Origin of the sequence: Sphingobacterium suaedae (assembly GCF_042684625.1) — a bacterium.
Lineage (GTDB): Bacteria > Bacteroidota > Bacteroidia > Sphingobacteriales > Sphingobacteriaceae > Sphingobacterium > Sphingobacterium suaedae.
In genome coordinates, this window is record NZ_JBHULR010000003.1 from 1,123,062 (window position 1) to 1,141,109 (window position 18,048).

Genomic DNA, 18,048 nt, shown 5'->3' on the forward strand with positions numbered 1-18,048 from the left:
TTCCGTCAATTAATTCCGTAAATTTGTACAGGCAGAAGACAAATTTGGTATGGAAAACACGAACATTTCGGTATTGTACGTTGATGATGAGGAGAATAATTTATTTTCATTCAAAGCAACCTTTCGTTTAAAATACAAGGTATATACAGCTATAAGTGGTGCTGCAGCGATTGATATTGTCCGAAAAAACCATATTGATGTTATTATTACGGATCAACGTATGCCAGAAATGACCGGCGTGGAGTTTTTAGAAGAAGTTATTAAAATTGCGCCCGATCCCATGCGTATCCTATTGACTGGTTACACAGATATGGCTGCCGTCGTTGATGCCGTCAATAAAGGAAAGATTTTCCACTATCTCAATAAGCCGTGGAGCGAGGAAGAATTAGACCAAACCATACAGCGCGCATACGAACTTTATTCCGAACGTCAAAAAATCGTAGAAACGAACTCCAAGCTAGAGGTATCCAATGAGCAACTGGAATTTCTCCTTCGTCAGAAGCTGCTTTCATAGCTAATTTTCGCAACATTACTTACTGGGAATCGTTACTGTAAAGGTCGTCCCGATATTCGGTTGCGACTTTACATCGATTGACCCTTGTAGTTTAAGTAACGCATTTTGAACATTGTATAGTCCAAATCCCATTCCTTTAGCTTGATCACTTCCTCTAAAGAACAGCTTAAAAATATCGCTAATATGTTCCGGAGAGATTCCTATCCCATTGTCGCTAACGACGATAGTCGCTTGCTCATCTGTGGTTGTTACCGCTAATCTGACCACTTGATCTGTACCTCCTTTGTGTTGGTATTTAAAGGCGTTGGATAACAAATTATGTAGAATTAATTCCAAAATAGCTTTGTCACTCTTAAACGAATCGGTTTGATGTACGTCGATCTGAAAAGTAACTTCCTTGTTTTGGGTATACATTTTATAAAACTGTTTGACGTTTCCGAACAAATCTTCAAAATTAATTTCCGACAACATCAGCTCACCCCGGCGTAAGAGATAATAGTCACGTAAACTATCAATATACGCATCTAAGCTGACCAAAGAATCGTCCATCAAGATGAGCAACTCGTGGATGCGTTCAATACTGTTAAACTCCAACCCCAATTTAACGGCCGAGAGCACTCCCGTCAATGGATCCCTAAGGTCGTGGCTGACGCTATACGCAAATTTATCCAGTTCGTCATATGCCTTTTGGAGTTCCTGATTTTTTATTTCCAGCATCGAATTTGCGATATAAAACTTATTTGCCTCTTCGATTGCAGAAATAATCTCCTCCTCCATCCACGGTTTCCGAACAAAGCGGAATATATGTCCTTTGTTCACGGCATCAACGACGGTCTCCATATCCGCATAAGCGGTAAGTAAAATGCGTATTGGTTTAGGAAACTCTTTTTTTATTCGGTGTAGGAAATCAACTCCCAGTTCCTGTGGCATGCGCTGGTCACAGAAAATGATCCGAATATCGGGATGTGCAAGAAGTAATTCCTGTGCTTCAATAGTGTTCGATGCTGTATGAACTACGTAATCGTATCTAAAATTTGCTTTAAAGCCAACTAAGTTATTCACCTCATCATCGATATATAATATTTCAAGCGCTTTCTGCATAATTTTATAATGTGGTATTACCTCTCTGCAACCTAACGAAGTTAACGATTATTTATCGGAGATTTAAAGATTACTTTTACCTTAATTACGGTGTTGAATGGGGATAATAAGTGTAAACGTCGTGCCTTGTCCCACCGTTGATTCGAGCAGAATCCTACCCTGATGTTTTGCGATGGTATTATACGCTATTGACATCCCTAAGCCCGTCCCTTCGCCGACATCTTTGGTTGTAAAAAACGGTTCAAAAATCCGTTCCTGAATATCAGCGGGAATACCGATGCCATTGTCCGAAATCTTAACAAAAATAAAGGATGGATCTTCATGAAGCCCAGTTTCGATCCATAACTTCCCTTCTCCACTGTTGCCATGTCTTTTATTGACCGCATATACCGCGTTGGTAATCATATTCAAGAACACTTGGTTTAGTTTTCCGGCGTGACATTCAATTTTCGGAATATTGCCGTACCTCTTTTCGACCCTCATGGTGTCTTTTAACAGGCTATTTAAAATGACCATCGTCGATTCCAGGCCTTCATTGATGTCCGCAAATTTAAGGGTGTCCTCATCGACGCGCGAAAAAATGCGCAAGCTTTTCACGATTTCGGCTGTACGATGCGCCCCGTCATGCATCCCTTTGAGTAGGAAGTCCACTTCGGTCTTTAAATATTCTATGTCTACGTCCTCTTTGAATCGCTTAATCTGCTTGTGTTTTTCGCTATCAGAGAGCCCATCGGCGAAAGCAAGACGCTCCACTTCGGCCAACGTATCCCAAATCATATTAATATCTCTTTTTAAGGGGGCTACATTGGAGGTTACAAAATTGATTGGATTATTGATTTCGTGGGCGACTCCCGCCGTCAACTGACCAAGGGATGCCATCTTTTCGGCTTCAACAAGTTGCGACTGTGTCTCTTTTAAATGGGTCAAAGTAGTCTGTAAAGATGCGTTAGACGCTGTTAACTCGCGCGTACGTTCTTCTACTTTTTGCTCTAAGACGATATTTTGTTCGCGGATAAGCTGTGCATTCTCTAGGGATGTTGCTAACTCCCGGGCTTGCGATGCTTCTTTTTCCGCTTTAAGGATATTAATACTGTAGGCCAAACCGAAGGATAATAATGCCATCTCAATGACCGACGCAATTTGTACCGCATTGCTTGTAAATCCGCTATAAGCCAATATGCCGTAATCCTTGAGTAGGAAAACCAGCGATCCCAAAAGAAGAACCGTCCAACCGAATACAAAATATTTAGCAGGCTTGTATCCGCTAATCATGACCCAATAAGAAACGTACAACACGAATAGCGAACCAGCTCCTGTGGTGATCTGCATAGTAATGAACGCACTTTGCATGAAATCGAACACGGTCAAAAGAACACTACCCACGAAACAAACGATAAAAACGGCGAACACTCGGCGAGCATTCGGAGCTGTCTTTCGCAGCTGCAAAAAGGAGTCGGCAAAAAGCAAGGCGCTTAATCCGGATAAACATCCGAATACAATCGGTCCTTTGCTCGCAAAATCAGGCCAATTCGGCCATAGATATTGAAAGCTATAGCCTTTAATACCCATTTGCGTAATGCCCGCACAAACAACGTATAATACGTAATACAGGTAACTCTTTTCCCGTACGGAGAAAAAAAGGAAAAGATTATAGACCGCCATAATGAATACGATGCCCATATATATACCATTCAGTAAACTGTCGTTGCTCACCTGCGACATAAAAGTGCGTTCACTGCTTACGTAAATCGGCAAAATGATTTGCTCGGTACTTTTAATACGTAAAAAGAAGACGAGCTTTTGATCCCTCGGCAAATGAATATCAAATGCGTAGTTCGGAACCTGATATTTCCGCGCAGAAAAGGCTTGACGTTCGCCCAGCTGTACAGATCGATAATTACCTTCAGTAAGCGGAACAAACAATTCTACTTCGTCCAACAGTGGATAAGCAATTTCCAACACGAGATTGGCATCCTCGCGAACATTTAGCATGGGCAAACGCAACCAGATATCGGCATTTGTAGATCCTAGATTGGGAACGTCATGCGCTAGCGGCTGGAAAGCGGAAGAGGCGGAAATCTCAGCAAATGTTGGGTTTTCAGGCCCTATGTACCGCTCCATACCTTCACTTATCCGTACGCGTTGCGTCGGCTTATCGACAACTATTTCTGCGTACAACGGCTTACCACCAATAAGCGTAACTAGGAACAATAGGCTCAACCACCACTTCATTTTTAACCGTATTATTTTTTGGCTTCTGCAAGGACAAGGTTCATAGAAGCGAGGAAACAGCCGGCTTCATCCGTCATTGTCAACGCTTCTTGAAAATCGTCCATCTCTTTTGCGCTCAGTTTCTGTTTTTCTACCATTTCCACCAAAATGCTATTCAAAAACATATACCGATTGGCTTCGTCTTTACTACGCACCGTCATATGAGCGGAATATAGCCGTATATCTTGAAACCCATGCGCTAAGAGATCGGCTGTCAGCCTATTGCCAGCCCAACCGTTATTAACTTTTTCAGTCGTCAGATAGTGACAAATTTTGGCTTCAGTTTCTATCTGACTACTGTAAAACGTCAGGCTATTCCATATCGTTTCGACGATGACAATTGGTGCCCCATCTTGCAGTACGCGCCGAACTTCCGTAAACATTTGATCTGGATTTCTTAAATGCTGAACGACCCGCTCCATACGCACGCCTGCAAGGGAGGCCGCTTCAAATTCTAGTTCGCCGACCTCTCCTTGTATGAACGCTAAATTTTCTAACTCTTCCGACGTAGATTTGGCGTGTTCAATCAGTTTGGCATCGTGATCAACTCCGACAACGTGTACGTTGTTTCCCAATATCCTGGCAAGGTTAGCGGCATCCATTCCGGTACCGCAGCCTAAATCAGCCACGGTTCCGTTTTTAATCCCCGAAAAAGCAGCATAAGACTGCGTCTTAAGTTGTTTTAAAAAATCGCCTGTATCTATTAAGTAGCTGGCGCCATAATGTTTTGTGTCCATTAAAAAATATTTAAGTTACGATCGTCTAATGGACGATCCGCTGCTATATACCGTAAATTATTGATTACTGCTTGTAGATCCCATTGGTTCAAGTTTGGAATATCTATCTGATAATGGATTTCGATTTCTTTATTCCGCAAGGTTTCTATACGGACGATATTAGAATTATTCCGCAACGATAAAATTGCCTCTTTATTTTCTTGATCAGCTTCGGTGAGCGTGTCTAAATTGCGCATGATCATAACAGTGGCCAGTAAGTCCAGTTTCGGATAGTAAAATGTACCATTATTTCCGACACTGGTGTCAATCCGATAGCCGACGCTTTCAGCCAATTTCACGGTATAAGGTGCGCATAGGGCAAACAATGACTTGATACCTATCTGCGCACTGATAGCAGCGCCTGCCCTTGTCAAAAAAATACTGCCAATACCGTATCCGGCAATTTCCCTCGAATTCCAAAGACCGCACCCCTCTCCCGTGCCCTGCCGCGCGTATTCATAAACCAGCTCGTATACACGTCTATCCATTGCTCCCGTAGCTTGCTCAATCGGCAGTGGCTCGCTCCCGCCGGCCACGTGGATACGGACGCCACCGTACACCTTCTCGCCATCCAAAGATTCCACAATCAAAACGAATGCCGCTGGATTATACATCCAATCATTCTTAGAAGATGTAACCTTCTTGACACCAATTGCCGTTAAGACATGTGCGTGCCCTTCTATAAACCGTTCGCAGGTTTTTGGGTCGTCAATGGCCCGGAATGCTCTTAACCTGACCACCGGACGCCCATCGTTGAATATTAATGCCACCGAAATGCTTTAAATTATCGTTGAAATACAAAACTAATCAATTAAACGCAAAGCTGTTTACTGTCGAAACAAGAAAACACCGCTTTTTCCTAGTCGTCTAATCCTTTTCCTGCACGAATCTTTGAAATGTATTTCTCGATCCGGCTAATGCGTGTTTTCGATTGCTTCGCTTGTGCGAAATAAAAGAGGTATCCCCGTTGTCTTCCGGGGGTTAGGCTTTGGAAAGCCACGCGCAGTAGTTCATCTTCATCCAGATACGTTTGAAATTCATCAGGCACCTGAAAATCGGATGTTTGTTTTCGTACCACCTTTTTTCCGGAAACTTCAATTTCAATGGCTCGACGGATGTACTCTTCAATAACAGGCTGTTGACGTTTAATATCATGGATTGTCGTGAACCGTATTTGCCGCGCAGCTTGTACGTTCGCTGTTTGTTGAATGAGGATGTGGTTCGGATCGTCGAGCAATGCACCTTTATGAAATAACAGTGCGCAGTATTCCTTAAATCCATGAATCAGCACCACGTTCTTGCCACCGACTGTATAACACGGGTGCATCCACTTATAGTCTTCAGTCAGTTCAGGAAACCTTAAAAGAATTTCCCTCAACCACATCATTTCTACTTTCCATCGTGTTATACGGTCAAAAAAATGATCGACGTTACTATTCGTTTTGCTTTCCATCGTGCTTATTAGATTAATCTGTACCGGTAAAGATAACATCCCGAAGGTTTTCCGGCAAAACTTTTTGGGAAGGCACGAGAGGGACAATCAATGGAACAATCTTCCATCTATGCTGTCGCGTCGGACAAATTGAACAAATTGGCTATACATACATAGGAGTATGTTGTATAAAAAATGCAATCTACGGATCTTCCCTATGCTTCATCTCGCCGAAAATGTTAAAAAACATTAAAAATAGTTGTCCATGCAATGCATATTTATATTCGTTACAACAAGAAAATGAAAATAATAACAAATTGTTAATCAATTATTTAAAAATCTAATTCATGTAAAAAACTAGTTACAATCCGAACATTTCTTAAAATTAGTTTACGGGTTTACGGCATGAAATTTGGCACTTCACGAATTGTAAAAGAAATATTACAATCAATTTATTGGATAAAAACTATATAAATGATTTAGTCGAAAACTGTATTTGAAAGCTCATTCTTTATGAATTACATGGAAAAAACTCAAACATTAGACGTTAACAGCTCGTATTTATTTAGCGAGACTGCGTCGACATCGACAAAAAAAATAGTCGACAAAAAGGAGGAATTCGCTCCAGTGAAAAAAGGTCGCTTTGGTATTTGGGAATACAGCATTCTCAGCCTTACCTTTTTATTACTTTTCAGTTCCGTATATGCAGTATATTTGTTGCAGCCTAAATTTGAGCAGCTACATCTCGAACGTATGGATACGCCTTGGGGAATCTTCATAATCGGTCTCGGTTTGTTTCTCTTAGCAATTAAGCTAAGCTTTTTGACGTATTTACTCGTGTTGTATGTGCGTTACAAACCAATTAAATCAGTAACGGATGAGAAGTTGCCTACTTGTACGATTATCGTACCGGCTTATAACGAAGGACAACTCGTGTATCAAACGCTTCATAGCTTGGCAAATAGCGATTACCCGCACGAAAAAATGCAAATCATTGCGATTGATGATGGCAGTAAAGATGATACTTGGTCTTGGATTAAGCGCGCCAAAGAAGAATTGGGCGACCGGGTGACGATTTGTCAGCAACCTGAAAATAAAGGTAAACGCCATGCTTTGTATCGCGGTTTTCACCTTGGAACGGGCGAGATTTTCATTACTGTTGACAGCGACTCTGTCGTTAAAACCGATACGATTCGCAATATGGCAAGTCCGTTTATTGTCAATGATCAATGTGGCGCGGTGGCTGGAAATGTGCGCGTGCTAAACAATGAAAAGGCGCTGATCCCACGTATGCTCAACGTAAGCTTTGTGTTTAGTTTTGAGTTTGTGCGGTCCGCACAAAGCATGCTAGGTTCTGTATTGTGTACCCCTGGTGCCTTGTCTGCCTACCGTAGAAAAGCGGTCATGGCTTGCCTTCCGGAATGGATAAATCAAACTTTTATGGGACAGCCGTCGGATATTGGTGAAGATCGTGCTATGACAAATATGATCCTGAAACAAGGTTTTCATGTGCTATTTCAAGAAAACGCCTACGTATATACGAATATCCCTAAACGCTATAAGAACTTATATAAGATGTTCATTCGTTGGGAACGTAGTAATGTTCGGGAAAACATTATGATGAGTAAGTTTGCCTATAGCGATTTCCGTGAAGGATCTAAAATAGGACCGAGAATATTACTCACCATGCAGTGGTTTAAGTTGGCCCTATCGTATCCTCTTATTTTACTGATGTTGTGGTTCGTTATCAATTACCCGACATTGTTCTTAAGCTCTACATTCCTAGGTATTTTATTATTCTCCAGTGTACAAGCATTTTTCTTTGCTAAACGAAACAAGAATATTCCAGAATCCTTCTGGGCATATACGTACAGTATCTTTTACGCATTTACCTTGTTCTGGATCACTCCATATGCCATTGCTACGGCCAATAGGCGCGGTTGGCTGACACGGGATCTGGTTCCAAAAAAATAAGACAGCTTTCAATGTATATAGGAAAAGGCGGACTCTTGAGGGAGTTCGCCTTTTATGATGATTATGTGTTTTCATAAATGATAAGAACGTTTCTACCAGTAGGTTGGTCATCCAAGGAAGCATGAACGTTTTTTCTACAGAGCCCTTGATTGGGATATACAAGAGCTTCTTGTTCTTTTATCGACCAAAGAAATCAGAAAACTTTCTTCAACGATCGAACTAGGAAATTGCGATACAAGAAACGCCCAATCAAGATATCTATTCTTCCTGATTGGGCGTTTCTGAATGCGACTTTATTAAACAGCTATATGCGCAGTGAGCGGTTCACGATCCCAGTTTCTGTGGCTGGCAATCGCATCTCCGAAATCTTCAGGATCTCGATCCAACAAGATGGCTTCATCATCTGAGAAATCCCGAGCGGCTGACGCCTGCATTAACTGCGCTCCCTCTCCGTCGAAAGCCAATGCTTTACAGTGCTTTACGGCTTCATTTATAAATTTAAGCACTTTTCCTTCCGACAGCAGGGCGTTGATGTTTCCACCTGGAATATAGACCGCATCGTACAATACGCTTTCCGTAGTCATCCATGCTGCGTCGACCGGATGTGATACCTGCTTGCTGCATGCAACTGTGCCCCCATGCGGTGCTATCAGGTGGACGACTGCCCCGCGGCCCTCTAGGTAAGTCTTCATCTTTTCTAAACGTGCGCCGTCGAATCCATCCGCAACAAGCGCCGCGATCTTACGCGCTTCTAAATGGTCTGATGAACGATACTGTTGACTCAGTGCCTCCGATTTATCCAAGTATCGTTTTGCCGGGATCGGTTCATAGCGCAATGGATCGGCATCGGCGCCGATATTTTGGTTTACTGGTTTTTCGATCGATGCCGGGATATCCAAACCCAACTTAGAAGCGACAGCATTCGCTAACGCACCGTCGATTTGTGCCAGCAACCACAACATCCGAAGTTTAATGGATTCATAGGTGCATTTGCCCAACTCGAAGGAATACGCATTAATTAGGTGGTTTTTCTCCCAGGTGGATAAACTTCTGAAAAACAAAGCCGGTTGAGAGAAGTGATCGCTGAAGCTCTCGCTTCGATCGCGGATTTTTTTGGCATCCACCCGCTCTTCAAATGATGTGAACCCCCCTTCAGCCATTTTAGCCAAATAAGGGCAACCTCCGCCGATGGTATTAGGAAAATATGCAACTTTCCCTTTATCAATTGTCATCCGCATTTGGGCGTCGCGTTGGTTATTGTGTACCGGGTTTATGGGGCGGTTGATGGGAAGCTCGTGAAAATTGGGACCACCGAGGCGCGAGAGTTGCGTGTCCGTGTAGGAAAAAAGCCGACCTTGCAATAGTGGATCATTCGTAAAATCAATGCCGGGAACAATGTGTCCGGGATGAAAAGCAACCTGTTCGGTTTCTGCAAAAAAATTGTCCGGATTCCTGTTTAAAACCATCCGCCCAACAATACGTACCGGCACGAGTTCCTCGGGGATAAATTTTGTCGCGTCTAATAGATCGAAGTCGAATTTATGTTCGTCTGCCGCTGGGATAACTTGCAGCCCTAGCTCCCATTCCGGATAATGACCGGCTTCGATAGCATCCCACAAATCGCGTCTATGAAAATCGGGATCAGCGCCGTTGATTTTAACAGCTTCGTCCCAAGTCACGGAATGCACACCTAGCTTAGGTTTCCAGTGAAATTTGACGAAATGCGCTTCTTCCCGATCATTGACCAAACGGAAGGTGTGTATGCCGAACCCTTCCATCATGCGGTAACTCCGGGGAATCGCCCGGTCGCTCATAGCCCACATGTGGTTATGCAAAGCTTCCGTAGCTAATGATATGAAATCATAAAAAGTGTCGTGGGCAGAAGCGGCCTGTGGAATCTCTCGATCGGGCTCCGGTTTTACTGCATGAATAATATCTGGAAACTTCATCGCGTCCTGAATAAAAAACACAGGTGTGTTGTTCCCCACGAGGTCAAAAATGCCTTCCTCCGTATAAAATTTAACCGCGAAGCCTCGTATATCCCGGGCTAGATCGGCTGACCCTTTACTACCGGCAACCGTAGAGAATCGGACAAAAACGGGTGTTTTGCGCGTTAAGTCCGTCAGGAATCCAGCTCGTGTTAGACTACTTAGATCTTCATAAAGTTCGAAATAGCCGTGCGCTGCACTACCGCGTGCATGGACAATGCGTTCTGGAATGCGTTCATGATCAAAATGTGTAATCTTTTCACGCAGGATAAAATCTTCCAACAACGTTGCGCCCCGCGCTCCCGCCTTCAACGAGTTCGCATCGTCGTTGATTTTTACACCTTGGTCAGTCGTCATCACTTGACCATCTCCCGAAGACGTGTTTTTAAGGAGATCATTTGCTTTCGCGTCCAATTCCTTCGTGTTTTCTAGTGGTTCATTTTTCATGTCAGCTACATTTATCAAGTTTAAAAGATATTCTGGCACTAACAGAACCATTTTGTAACGGAAACGTTTTTAGTTTTTTAATAGGCAGCGCATCAACAACACGAAGACAGAAGAAAACAAAAATAAATGAAATATTTTTTATTCAACTCTTGGTGAATTGAAAAACAATGCTTAGCTTTAGGTGCGTCAAAAATGATCCACTAATCGTGGAATAAATCTAGTAGGAATTCCCCGTCGTGAGATAGGGAATTTTTTTATGTTGGAAAAGTATAGCCCAGAAGGCTGGCCGATCTATACCCCTAAACTGGGTACTGTTCAGCCAAGAAGCGTATGACACCCATTACATCATCCTTTCCTAATCCGGCGATGCTCGCTCCCGTGTACGTAGATAGCATCGCTCGCCCAATTGGAAAATCAGCGCCCGCGGATTCAGCCAAGCGTAAATCTTTTAACATTAGATCCAATGAAAATGCAGGCGCAAACTCGTGTTCCACCAGTTTTGGAGTCTTCGCTTTCGTCGCGCCACTACCGCTAGCGCTGAGATTAACAATATCCAGCATCGTCTGACGATCAATACCCAACGTATCTGCAAACAATGTCATCTCTGCCAAACCTTGATAAATCGCTCCCAAAAAATAATTAATCGCAATCTTTGCCGCTAAGCCCTTTCCATTTTCGCCGATATGTCGGATTGTTTTCCCCATGTGGCTCAAATAAGGCGTGGCCCTTTGCAAATCCTGGTAATCTCCGCCAACCATGATGATCAAGGTGCCGTCTGCTGCAGGACCGGTACTCCCGGCGACCGGTGCATCCAGAAAACCTGCATTTTTTGTCGCTATCACCTGTGCAATGGCTAGGGAGGTGTCTCTGGAAATGGTACTCATATCCACGAATAGCTTTCCTTTCAGAGGTAACGGTAATATCGCTTCGTAGACCTCTTTAACAGCCGAGTCATTCGTTAACATGGTAAAGATCACATCGCTTTTGTTCACCACCTCGTCAATGCTTTTAGCAACATGAGTTTTCTTCGCCAATCCCACGGCCTTGGATGCTGTCCTGTTATAGACCGACAGATGGGCACCTGATTTCTCTAAGTTTTTGGCCATAGGATAACCCATATTCCCCAAGCCAATAAATCCAATATTTTCCATTTTCATTTTCTTTATTGCGTTACGCGATCGGGCCAAATATTTGGCAATTCGCCACTAAAACCCATTTGCGGAAGATCATTGATACGCTGCATGTCTTCCGCTGACAATTCAAAATCAAAGATTTCCAAATTCTCTTCGATGCGCGCGATCGACGTGGACTTCGGTATAACGACGACGTCGTGTTGAATGACCCAGCGCAAACAGATTTGGGAAACTGTTTTTCCATAGTATTTCGCTATTGTTTCTAGCACCTCATTGCCGAACACCTTCCCTCTTGCCAATGGAGACCAGGATTCCACTGTAATGCCAAGCCGTTTACAATAGTCGACTACCTGCGGCTGCCAGTATCCGGGATGAAACTCGATCTGATTTATACTGGGTATAATTTTCGCCTGCTGTAGAAGCGCTTCTAGATGTTCCGGCCAAAAATTACTGACGCCAATGGATCGAATTCGGCCGTCTGCGTGCAATTCTTCCATGGCCCGCCAAGCATCGGCATTGGCTTGTTGCCAATTGCTATAATTCTTTGCGTTTGCCGGCCAATGGATGAGATATAGATCTACATAATCTACATCGAGCCTGTGGAGCGACTCAGCAAACGCTTGTTTCGTTTGCTGGTATCCCAAGTTTTCCCTCCATAATTTTGTCGTGATAAGCACCTCTTCGCGAGGAATACCACTTCTCCTCACTGCCGTTCCCACTTGTTCCTCATTATCATACTTAGCGGCCGTATCCAACAGCCTGTATCCGCGTTCTAACGCCGCCAAAACGGACGCTATCCCTTCCTCTTTTGTCGCTTTGTACGTACCGAATCCCAATAGCGGCACGTGAGTTCCATCGTTCAATGTAATATGATGCATAGCCATATATGTGTTTTATAACTTGAAATTTGCAGCGACTCTGGAAGCGAATCGCTGTATCTTAAAAAAGAAAGATAGTGGAAAAAAGAAAGGAACAAAGGTCTAATTCTCTTTTTTTACCAAAAATCTACATGTAGCTCAGGAATGGTCGTTAAATGTAGTCGAGCGACCACATCCTAGCCCACATTTTCTCCTACTTGACCTTCACATAAATCTCTTTGATCGTTTGCATAACCCCCTGATCAGGTAATTCTTCTCTGCCCTCCTGAATCAACGTATCTCCCCGCACGGACAGATCGAACGTAAATGTTCTGCCTTCCCAAGCCCGTGCCGTACAATATTCCAAATGTTCCGTATAGGTCGTCCCGTCCAGTTTGTATTTTCCGGCACCGCTCACAAACAGAGCTGTGCTATCTTTACCCCGAAACTTATCGTGATTGAAAAAGGAAAAATATGCGTCGTTGAATATCTTGATCATTTCTGTTTTTGACGAGTCGATCATGGTACGCGTCGTGTCGTGCCCCCGGATGGTGGTCGCCTCAATCAGTCGATAGGTTCCTACCAAACCGACCGTAGTCGGTATAGACGTGTGTTGGCAACTCAGGCAGGCCACCGTCCCGATAAAGACAGCGCTTCGGCAAATTATTTTTTTCATACGCTTATATAGGGTTAGAAGACGATCATCCGAAAGTGAGTGATTGTCTTAGTTCGTTCGTTATTTTAAGAATGAAACGCTATGTGCTGTTCGTCGATTTCCGACCATAAGTTTTCCAAGATATCTTTAGTCGAATGATCCGATAGCGAGGACAGAGATTGCCCTCTCCAAATGCTCACCAATTCGACATTAGCCGATTCTTTAGCTGCCTTACGTAAAGGCTGCGTTAATTTATTCAGATACGGATAAGGTAACATATCCGCAGATCCGGAAAGCAAGTCGACAAAAGAGTTTTTTATACCGCGGGCTAAACGTCCGGTAAACGCGTTGGTTAATATGATGTCCTTTTCCCGAACGTGTTCCAATCTGTCTTTTTCAAAAGGCTGAAGAGCACTTTCTCTACTTCGCAACAGGAGGCTTCCCACCTGTACAGCACACGCTCCGAGTTCTTGCGCTGCCCTAGCCGTGGATCCATTATAGATGCCGCCTGCATATATTAATGGCAACTTGCTTTGTTCCCTAACCTGCCCCAGCAAAGATAGACCACCGATCTCCGGATAGAAATCGCCTAAAAAACTCCCTCGATGACCGCCCGCTTCCACTCCCTGCACGACTATGATATCTACACCAGCGTTTTCCAAAAACAAGGCTTCTTCCACGCTCGTGCACGTTCCCATCAACCAAGCCCCAGCTTCCTTGCACCGGTCGATACTTAAGCTGTCGAGGCATCCAAAGGTGAAACTCAGCACCTTGCAGCCTGCAGCCAGAATCACCTCAACTTGTTCATGGTAATCCGTCATCTCTAATGAACTGGCCTCAGGGAAGGATACGTTTAATCCATGCTTATGTGCAATACGTACTAACAATGCTTTTGTCTGGTCATATCGTAGACGTAGATCGTCCGTCAATACAGGAATACGATGGACAAATAGATTTACCGCAAATGGCTTATCTGTCAATTGCCTTGTCGTTTGTATGAGATGTTCACAAGTAGATGGTGGCAAATCCCCCAGCGCTAATGATCCCAGCGCACCCGCAGCATTAGCGGCTGCCACCATGTGCGGTGTGGTGACTCCCAACATAGGTGCTTGTACCAAAGGATGCGTTATCCCCAACTGTTTCAATACATGCGGTTTATTTTCCATGCTCTTGTTTTCAATTCAACAAATACATTCTAATCAAAGGTAGACAGCTTATGCCAAAATACCTATCCTTTTTGAAAATACGTAGGAGGATCTCCACTGTCATGTGTTACAACGGGGAAAACGCGGCAATTGGCAAAATTACGCAATCGATTGATATTAACCTTTAAGAAAACGCATCGCCAACCATATTAAAAATGACACCGGGACGAAAAATCAGCAAGTGGATGATTTTGCGATACGCAATCGTATGCGTATTTTAAAGTAAATTTTGAAGCAACTTAAACTTTTATGTAGTATGTATGGTATCCGGATTCCCCCTTAGGCTACAGTTTGCCAATATGCATGTTAATATCTAGTTGATTTCGAGTACGGAATAAACATGCACCCAACAATCTAAACTAAATAAATAGCTACTAACAAACGTAAACTGTCTTCCCTTTTCCCTAGACGGGATATGACCGTTTTTTACATATCCAAATGAAAAGAAACAACGTACTTATACATGTGGCGGGACCACTCACTGCGATAGGGTTTTGTCTTCTCGCTTCCGTCACGGGCAACTCCAGCCATGCGGCGTCGCGGACTACCGAAATGATCATCTCTGTACAACGCGGAATCAACGGGGTTGTGCTTGATGAGACAGGCTCGGTCATTATCGGCGCTACCATTTCAGTGAAAGGTTCGACCTTAGCTACATCCTCCGATACAGCGGGGAAATTCTCCATTGAAGCCAAAACGGGTGACGTGCTTGTCATCAAATATATCGGCTATCTTCCTTACGAAGTCACCGTTACCGACCAACGCGAAATACGCATTAACTTACGCCCTGATCAAGGCGCGCTAGAAGAGGTCGTCGTCGTCGGGTATGGTGCGCAAAAACGAGGAAATATCACGGGCGCAATAACGACCGTGAAGGCTGATGATTTAAAAAACATCCCCTCTTCCAACCTTTCTAATACGTTGGCCGGACGAGCGCCGGGTGTGAATGTGACCAATACTTCAGGAATGGCTGGAGCATCCTCTAAATTACGTATTCGCGGGAGTTTTGCGGAGCCTTTATATGTGATCGATGGCGTCGTGCGTGACAAAGCGGCGTTCGACGTCTTGGAGGCTAATGAGGTGGATCAGATGAGTTTCCTAAAAGATGCTGCTGCGGCCGCAGTATACGGTACACGCGCCGGAAATGGAGTGGTCGTTGTGACAACTAAAAAAGGGGTGAGCCAAGCTCCTGTTTTCAACGTACAAAGTAACTATACCTTCAATGCACCCACCCAAACCCTGTTGGCGGATTTAACAACAGCCACCGATGAACTGGTTTATCAAAATCGGGTTGCGGAATTCCAAAATCTCCCTATTCCTAACGGAGAAGACGAATTTACGTATTTTGCTGACAAGAGCTACAATGTCAACGACGTGATCTGGCGCAATCCATTTAGCCACCGGCAATCCATTAGTGTTAACGGCGGTGGGGATAAAATTACCTACTACACGTTGATAAGCTACCGTGGAGAGAATGGCTCGTACAAATCACTAGATCACCAAAAATTTAACCTACGGAGTAATGTTTCGGCTCAAGTGTCGGATGCATTTCGTATAGATCTAAATATATCCGCCAACCAGCAAAATTCCAACCGGTTTTATTGGCCATTCAGTACGTCGGCGAATGACGATGATTTTGATGTATCCGACTTCTACCGGGTGACATTCAACTGGCCCAAAATGTATCCGTTTTATTTACAGCAAGACGGCACCCCCTCCTCATCCGTCACGCCGTATCCCGTGCAAACACCTATGGGGAGTTGGCAGGCATGGAATGTGATCGATCAGGTCATTGGAGATCGCTACATCGATCGAAAGGTCCGACAGGTTAATCCAATTCTTTCACTCAACTTAAAACTAGACAAACTCGTTCCGGGGTTGTCAACCAAATTTGTAGGCAGCTATCTCGCCGAAGACTATTTGCGGAAGCGGTATATGAGTTTCCAAAAAAATTACACCTTTCAATCGCTTGATCCCTCTGGAAACCGCTTTATCCCGGCGCCACCCGATGAAAATAAAGTCAATATTTTCACATTTAGCCAGGCGCAGCCATTTATGGATTACGCAACCAAACGTAAATGGGAATATCAAATGAACTGGTTTCTAAATTACGTAAAGTCGTTCGGGAAACACAGCGTGGATGCTACTGTGGTTTTAGAACAATGGAAGTATGGTCTGACCGACATTACGTCACGCGCAGAGAATCCAATGACAGCATTGGACCAGATGTTCGTTTACCCTACCGACCGCAACTTTCGCGAAACTAACGGTTTTGAAAATATCAATGCTCGTCAAGGTCTTATTGGTCGGGCGAATTATAACTTCGCAGATAAATACATTGCGGAGTTCTCCTTCCGTTATGATGGTGCGGTATTATTTCCCGAAGAAAAACGTTGGGGATTTTTCCCGTCGGTATCCGCGGCATGGCGTATTTCCGAAGAAGACTTTTTTTCATCTGTCAAGAATACCGTTAACGACTTGAAGATACGAGCATCCTATGGAACGACAGGAAACTATCTGGACGAGAATGCAGAAACGATCAAACAATTCACATATGCCGAGAAATATAACACAACTACGGGATTCATTTTCGGGGACCGTTATTACAATGGCTTGGCCTATGGAGATACACCCAACCCGTATGTTACCTGGACGAATTCCAGAAGTTACAATGCCGGATTAGACCTTGGGTTCTTCCAGAACAAGCTGAGTGGTTCTTTGGATGTTTTTAAACGGGAAGAAACCGATATATTAGCGAGTCGAACCGTAAAATTACCGGATACCTATGGACGTACATTGGCCAAAGAAAACTATGCCGCCCGCAGCTACCGTGGCGGCGAGCTAACGCTAAACTGGAATGATCATGCCGGTGAAATGGCTTATGGCCTCTCCGCCAATATTGGTTATGCAGTCGATCGGTGGGATATTTATGACGAAGAGCCAGCGTATGGCCCTGGGGGAAACATGCATTTCCGGTCGCGTATTGACCGCCCTCATAATCGGCTCACCGGCCTCACTGCTGTAGATTTGGTGCGTACACAGGAACAATTGGATCAGCTACTGTCAGCTGGCTTTACTACCTACGGACGTACGCCTTATCTAGGGATGATCTTGTTCGAGGATATTCGTGGAGCAAATTACAGCGATGGTCCAGATGGCAAGATCGACGAAAACGATGAAGACCTACTATCGTTGAACAATTCGCCCCGATACAATTATGGATTCGGGTTACATATTGGCTGGAAAGGACTTTCGCTGTCTGCGCTTTTTCAAGGTGTTCTCAAATATGACCGGATGATCAGCAACCAGGAAGGAGGCGGTATGCGTCAACATGGAGGTACGTTCCGCCCATACTACCCTATCTGGGCTGACGATGTATGGACACCGGACAATCCCAATGCTAAATATCCGCGTCCAGTTGGCAGTAATTGGGCAGAATCAGGGAGCATGGCCTCCACATTTTGGATGCGGAATGGTGCATACCTGCGCTTACGTGATGTCAATCTTTCCTATACACTGCCTAGGGCATGGACGAATGGTATCAAATTAAATAGCGTGAATCTATTTGTTAACGGGACCAATCTTTTTGTATTTTCTCCCATGACAGAATTTCACGATCCAGAGCAATTAAACTACGATTCCTACCCTGTCATGAAAACGTTCACCCTTGGACTAGATGTCAAATTTTAACTTGT

Annotated in this window: 13 protein-coding genes; 3 read left to right on the top strand and 10 right to left on the bottom strand. The window is 44.0% G+C overall.

Annotated features, from left to right (window positions below):
• Nucleotides 1-49: 49 nt before the first annotated feature.
• The gene (locus ACFSR5_RS08290) at nt 50-514 is read left to right on the top strand and encodes a response regulator (protein WP_380902589.1); all 465 of its coding nucleotides are present in this window, start codon (nt 50-52) and stop codon (nt 512-514) included.
• Nucleotides 515-529: 15 nt separating this feature from the next.
• Here the strand turns inward: ACFSR5_RS08290 and ACFSR5_RS08295 are convergent, their stop codons facing one another.
• The 5 genes from ACFSR5_RS08295 to ACFSR5_RS08315 all read right to left on the bottom strand — a co-directional run bounded on the left by ACFSR5_RS08295 (nt 530) and on the right by ACFSR5_RS08315 (nt 6,115).
• Complete coding sequence (locus ACFSR5_RS08295; RefSeq protein WP_380902591.1) at nt 530-1,615, bottom strand: hybrid sensor histidine kinase/response regulator; 1,086 nt, start codon at nt 1,613-1,615, stop codon at nt 530-532.
• A gap of 81 nt (nt 1,616-1,696) precedes the next feature.
• A complete protein-coding gene (locus ACFSR5_RS08300) occupies nt 1,697-3,847 on the bottom strand; it encodes a sensor histidine kinase (RefSeq protein ID WP_380902593.1) in 2,151 nt (716 codons plus the stop codon).
• A gap of 11 nt (nt 3,848-3,858) precedes the next feature.
• Nucleotides 3,859-4,623 (bottom strand): methyltransferase domain-containing protein, encoded by a 765-nt coding sequence (locus ACFSR5_RS08305; protein ID WP_380902595.1) that lies wholly within the window; start codon nt 4,621-4,623, stop codon nt 3,859-3,861.
• Entirely contained in the window at nt 4,623-5,432 is an 810-nt protein-coding gene (locus ACFSR5_RS08310) for a hypothetical protein (protein ID WP_380902597.1), read from the bottom strand. The genes ACFSR5_RS08305 and ACFSR5_RS08310 overlap by 1 nt, the downstream gene beginning before the upstream one ends.
• 89 nt (nt 5,433-5,521) lie before the next feature.
• Nucleotides 5,522-6,115: a YdeI/OmpD-associated family protein gene (locus ACFSR5_RS08315; RefSeq protein ID WP_380902599.1), complete on the bottom strand. Its 594-nt coding sequence runs from the start codon at nt 6,113-6,115 to the stop codon at nt 5,522-5,524.
• A gap of 501 nt (nt 6,116-6,616) precedes the next feature.
• Here ACFSR5_RS08315 and ACFSR5_RS08320 point away from each other — a divergent pair.
• Complete coding sequence (locus ACFSR5_RS08320; RefSeq protein WP_380902600.1) at nt 6,617-8,068, top strand: glycosyltransferase; 1,452 nt, start codon at nt 6,617-6,619, stop codon at nt 8,066-8,068.
• Between the two features lie 296 nt (nt 8,069-8,364).
• On the opposite strand, the gene ACFSR5_RS08325 is transcribed toward ACFSR5_RS08320, so the two are convergent.
• The 5 genes from ACFSR5_RS08325 to ACFSR5_RS08345 form a co-directional block, all read right to left on the bottom strand.
• A complete protein-coding gene (locus ACFSR5_RS08325; RefSeq protein ID WP_380902602.1) occupies nt 8,365-10,503 on the bottom strand; it encodes a catalase in 2,139 nt (712 codons plus the stop codon).
• 299 nt (nt 10,504-10,802) lie between these two features.
• Entirely contained in the window at nt 10,803-11,660 is an 858-nt protein-coding gene (locus ACFSR5_RS08330; protein WP_380902604.1) for an NAD(P)-dependent oxidoreductase, read from the bottom strand.
• Nucleotides 11,661-11,665: 5 nt separating this feature from the next.
• Entirely contained in the window at nt 11,666-12,520 is an 855-nt protein-coding gene (locus tag ACFSR5_RS08335; RefSeq protein ID WP_380902606.1) for an aldo/keto reductase, read from the bottom strand.
• Between the two features lie 187 nt (nt 12,521-12,707).
• A complete protein-coding gene (locus ACFSR5_RS08340; protein ID WP_380902608.1) occupies nt 12,708-13,169 on the bottom strand; it encodes a hypothetical protein in 462 nt (153 codons plus the stop codon).
• A gap of 65 nt (nt 13,170-13,234) precedes the next feature.
• Complete coding sequence (locus ACFSR5_RS08345; protein ID WP_380902610.1) at nt 13,235-14,314, bottom strand: NAD(P)H-dependent flavin oxidoreductase; 1,080 nt, start codon at nt 14,312-14,314, stop codon at nt 13,235-13,237.
• A gap of 477 nt (nt 14,315-14,791) precedes the next feature.
• Between ACFSR5_RS08345 and ACFSR5_RS08350 the strand changes: the two genes are divergently transcribed.
• Entirely contained in the window at nt 14,792-18,043 is a 3,252-nt protein-coding gene (locus tag ACFSR5_RS08350) for a SusC/RagA family TonB-linked outer membrane protein (protein WP_380902612.1), read from the top strand.
• Nucleotides 18,044-18,048 lie beyond the last annotated feature (5 nt).

Coding starts and splice junctions, on each gene's coding strand:
- ACFSR5_RS08330 (WP_380902604.1), bottom strand. CDS start 11,660: ATGAAAATGGAAAATATTGGATTTATTGGCTTGGGGAATATGGGTTAT.
- ACFSR5_RS08320 (WP_380902600.1), top strand. CDS start 6,617: ATGGAAAAAACTCAAACATTAGACGTTAACAGCTCGTATTTATTTAGC.
- ACFSR5_RS08350 (WP_380902612.1), top strand. CDS start 14,792: ATGAAAAGAAACAACGTACTTATACATGTGGCGGGACCACTCACTGCG.
- ACFSR5_RS08295 (WP_380902591.1), bottom strand. CDS start 1,615: ATGCAGAAAGCGCTTGAAATATTATATATCGATGATGAGGTGAATAAC.
- ACFSR5_RS08305 (WP_380902595.1), bottom strand. CDS start 4,623: ATGGACACAAAACATTATGGCGCCAGCTACTTAATAGATACAGGCGAT.
- ACFSR5_RS08315 (WP_380902599.1), bottom strand. CDS start 6,115: ATGGAAAGCAAAACGAATAGTAACGTCGATCATTTTTTTGACCGTATA.
- ACFSR5_RS08335 (WP_380902606.1), bottom strand. CDS start 12,520: ATGGCTATGCATCATATTACATTGAACGATGGAACTCACGTGCCGCTA.
- ACFSR5_RS08345 (WP_380902610.1), bottom strand. CDS start 14,314: ATGGAAAATAAACCGCATGTATTGAAACAGTTGGGGATAACGCATCCT.
- ACFSR5_RS08300 (WP_380902593.1), bottom strand. CDS start 3,847: ATGAAGTGGTGGTTGAGCCTATTGTTCCTAGTTACGCTTATTGGTGGT.
- ACFSR5_RS08290 (WP_380902589.1), top strand. CDS start 50: ATGGAAAACACGAACATTTCGGTATTGTACGTTGATGATGAGGAGAAT.
- ACFSR5_RS08340 (WP_380902608.1), bottom strand. CDS start 13,169: ATGAAAAAAATAATTTGCCGAAGCGCTGTCTTTATCGGGACGGTGGCC.
- ACFSR5_RS08325 (WP_380902602.1), bottom strand. CDS start 10,503: ATGAAAAATGAACCACTAGAAAACACGAAGGAATTGGACGCGAAAGCA.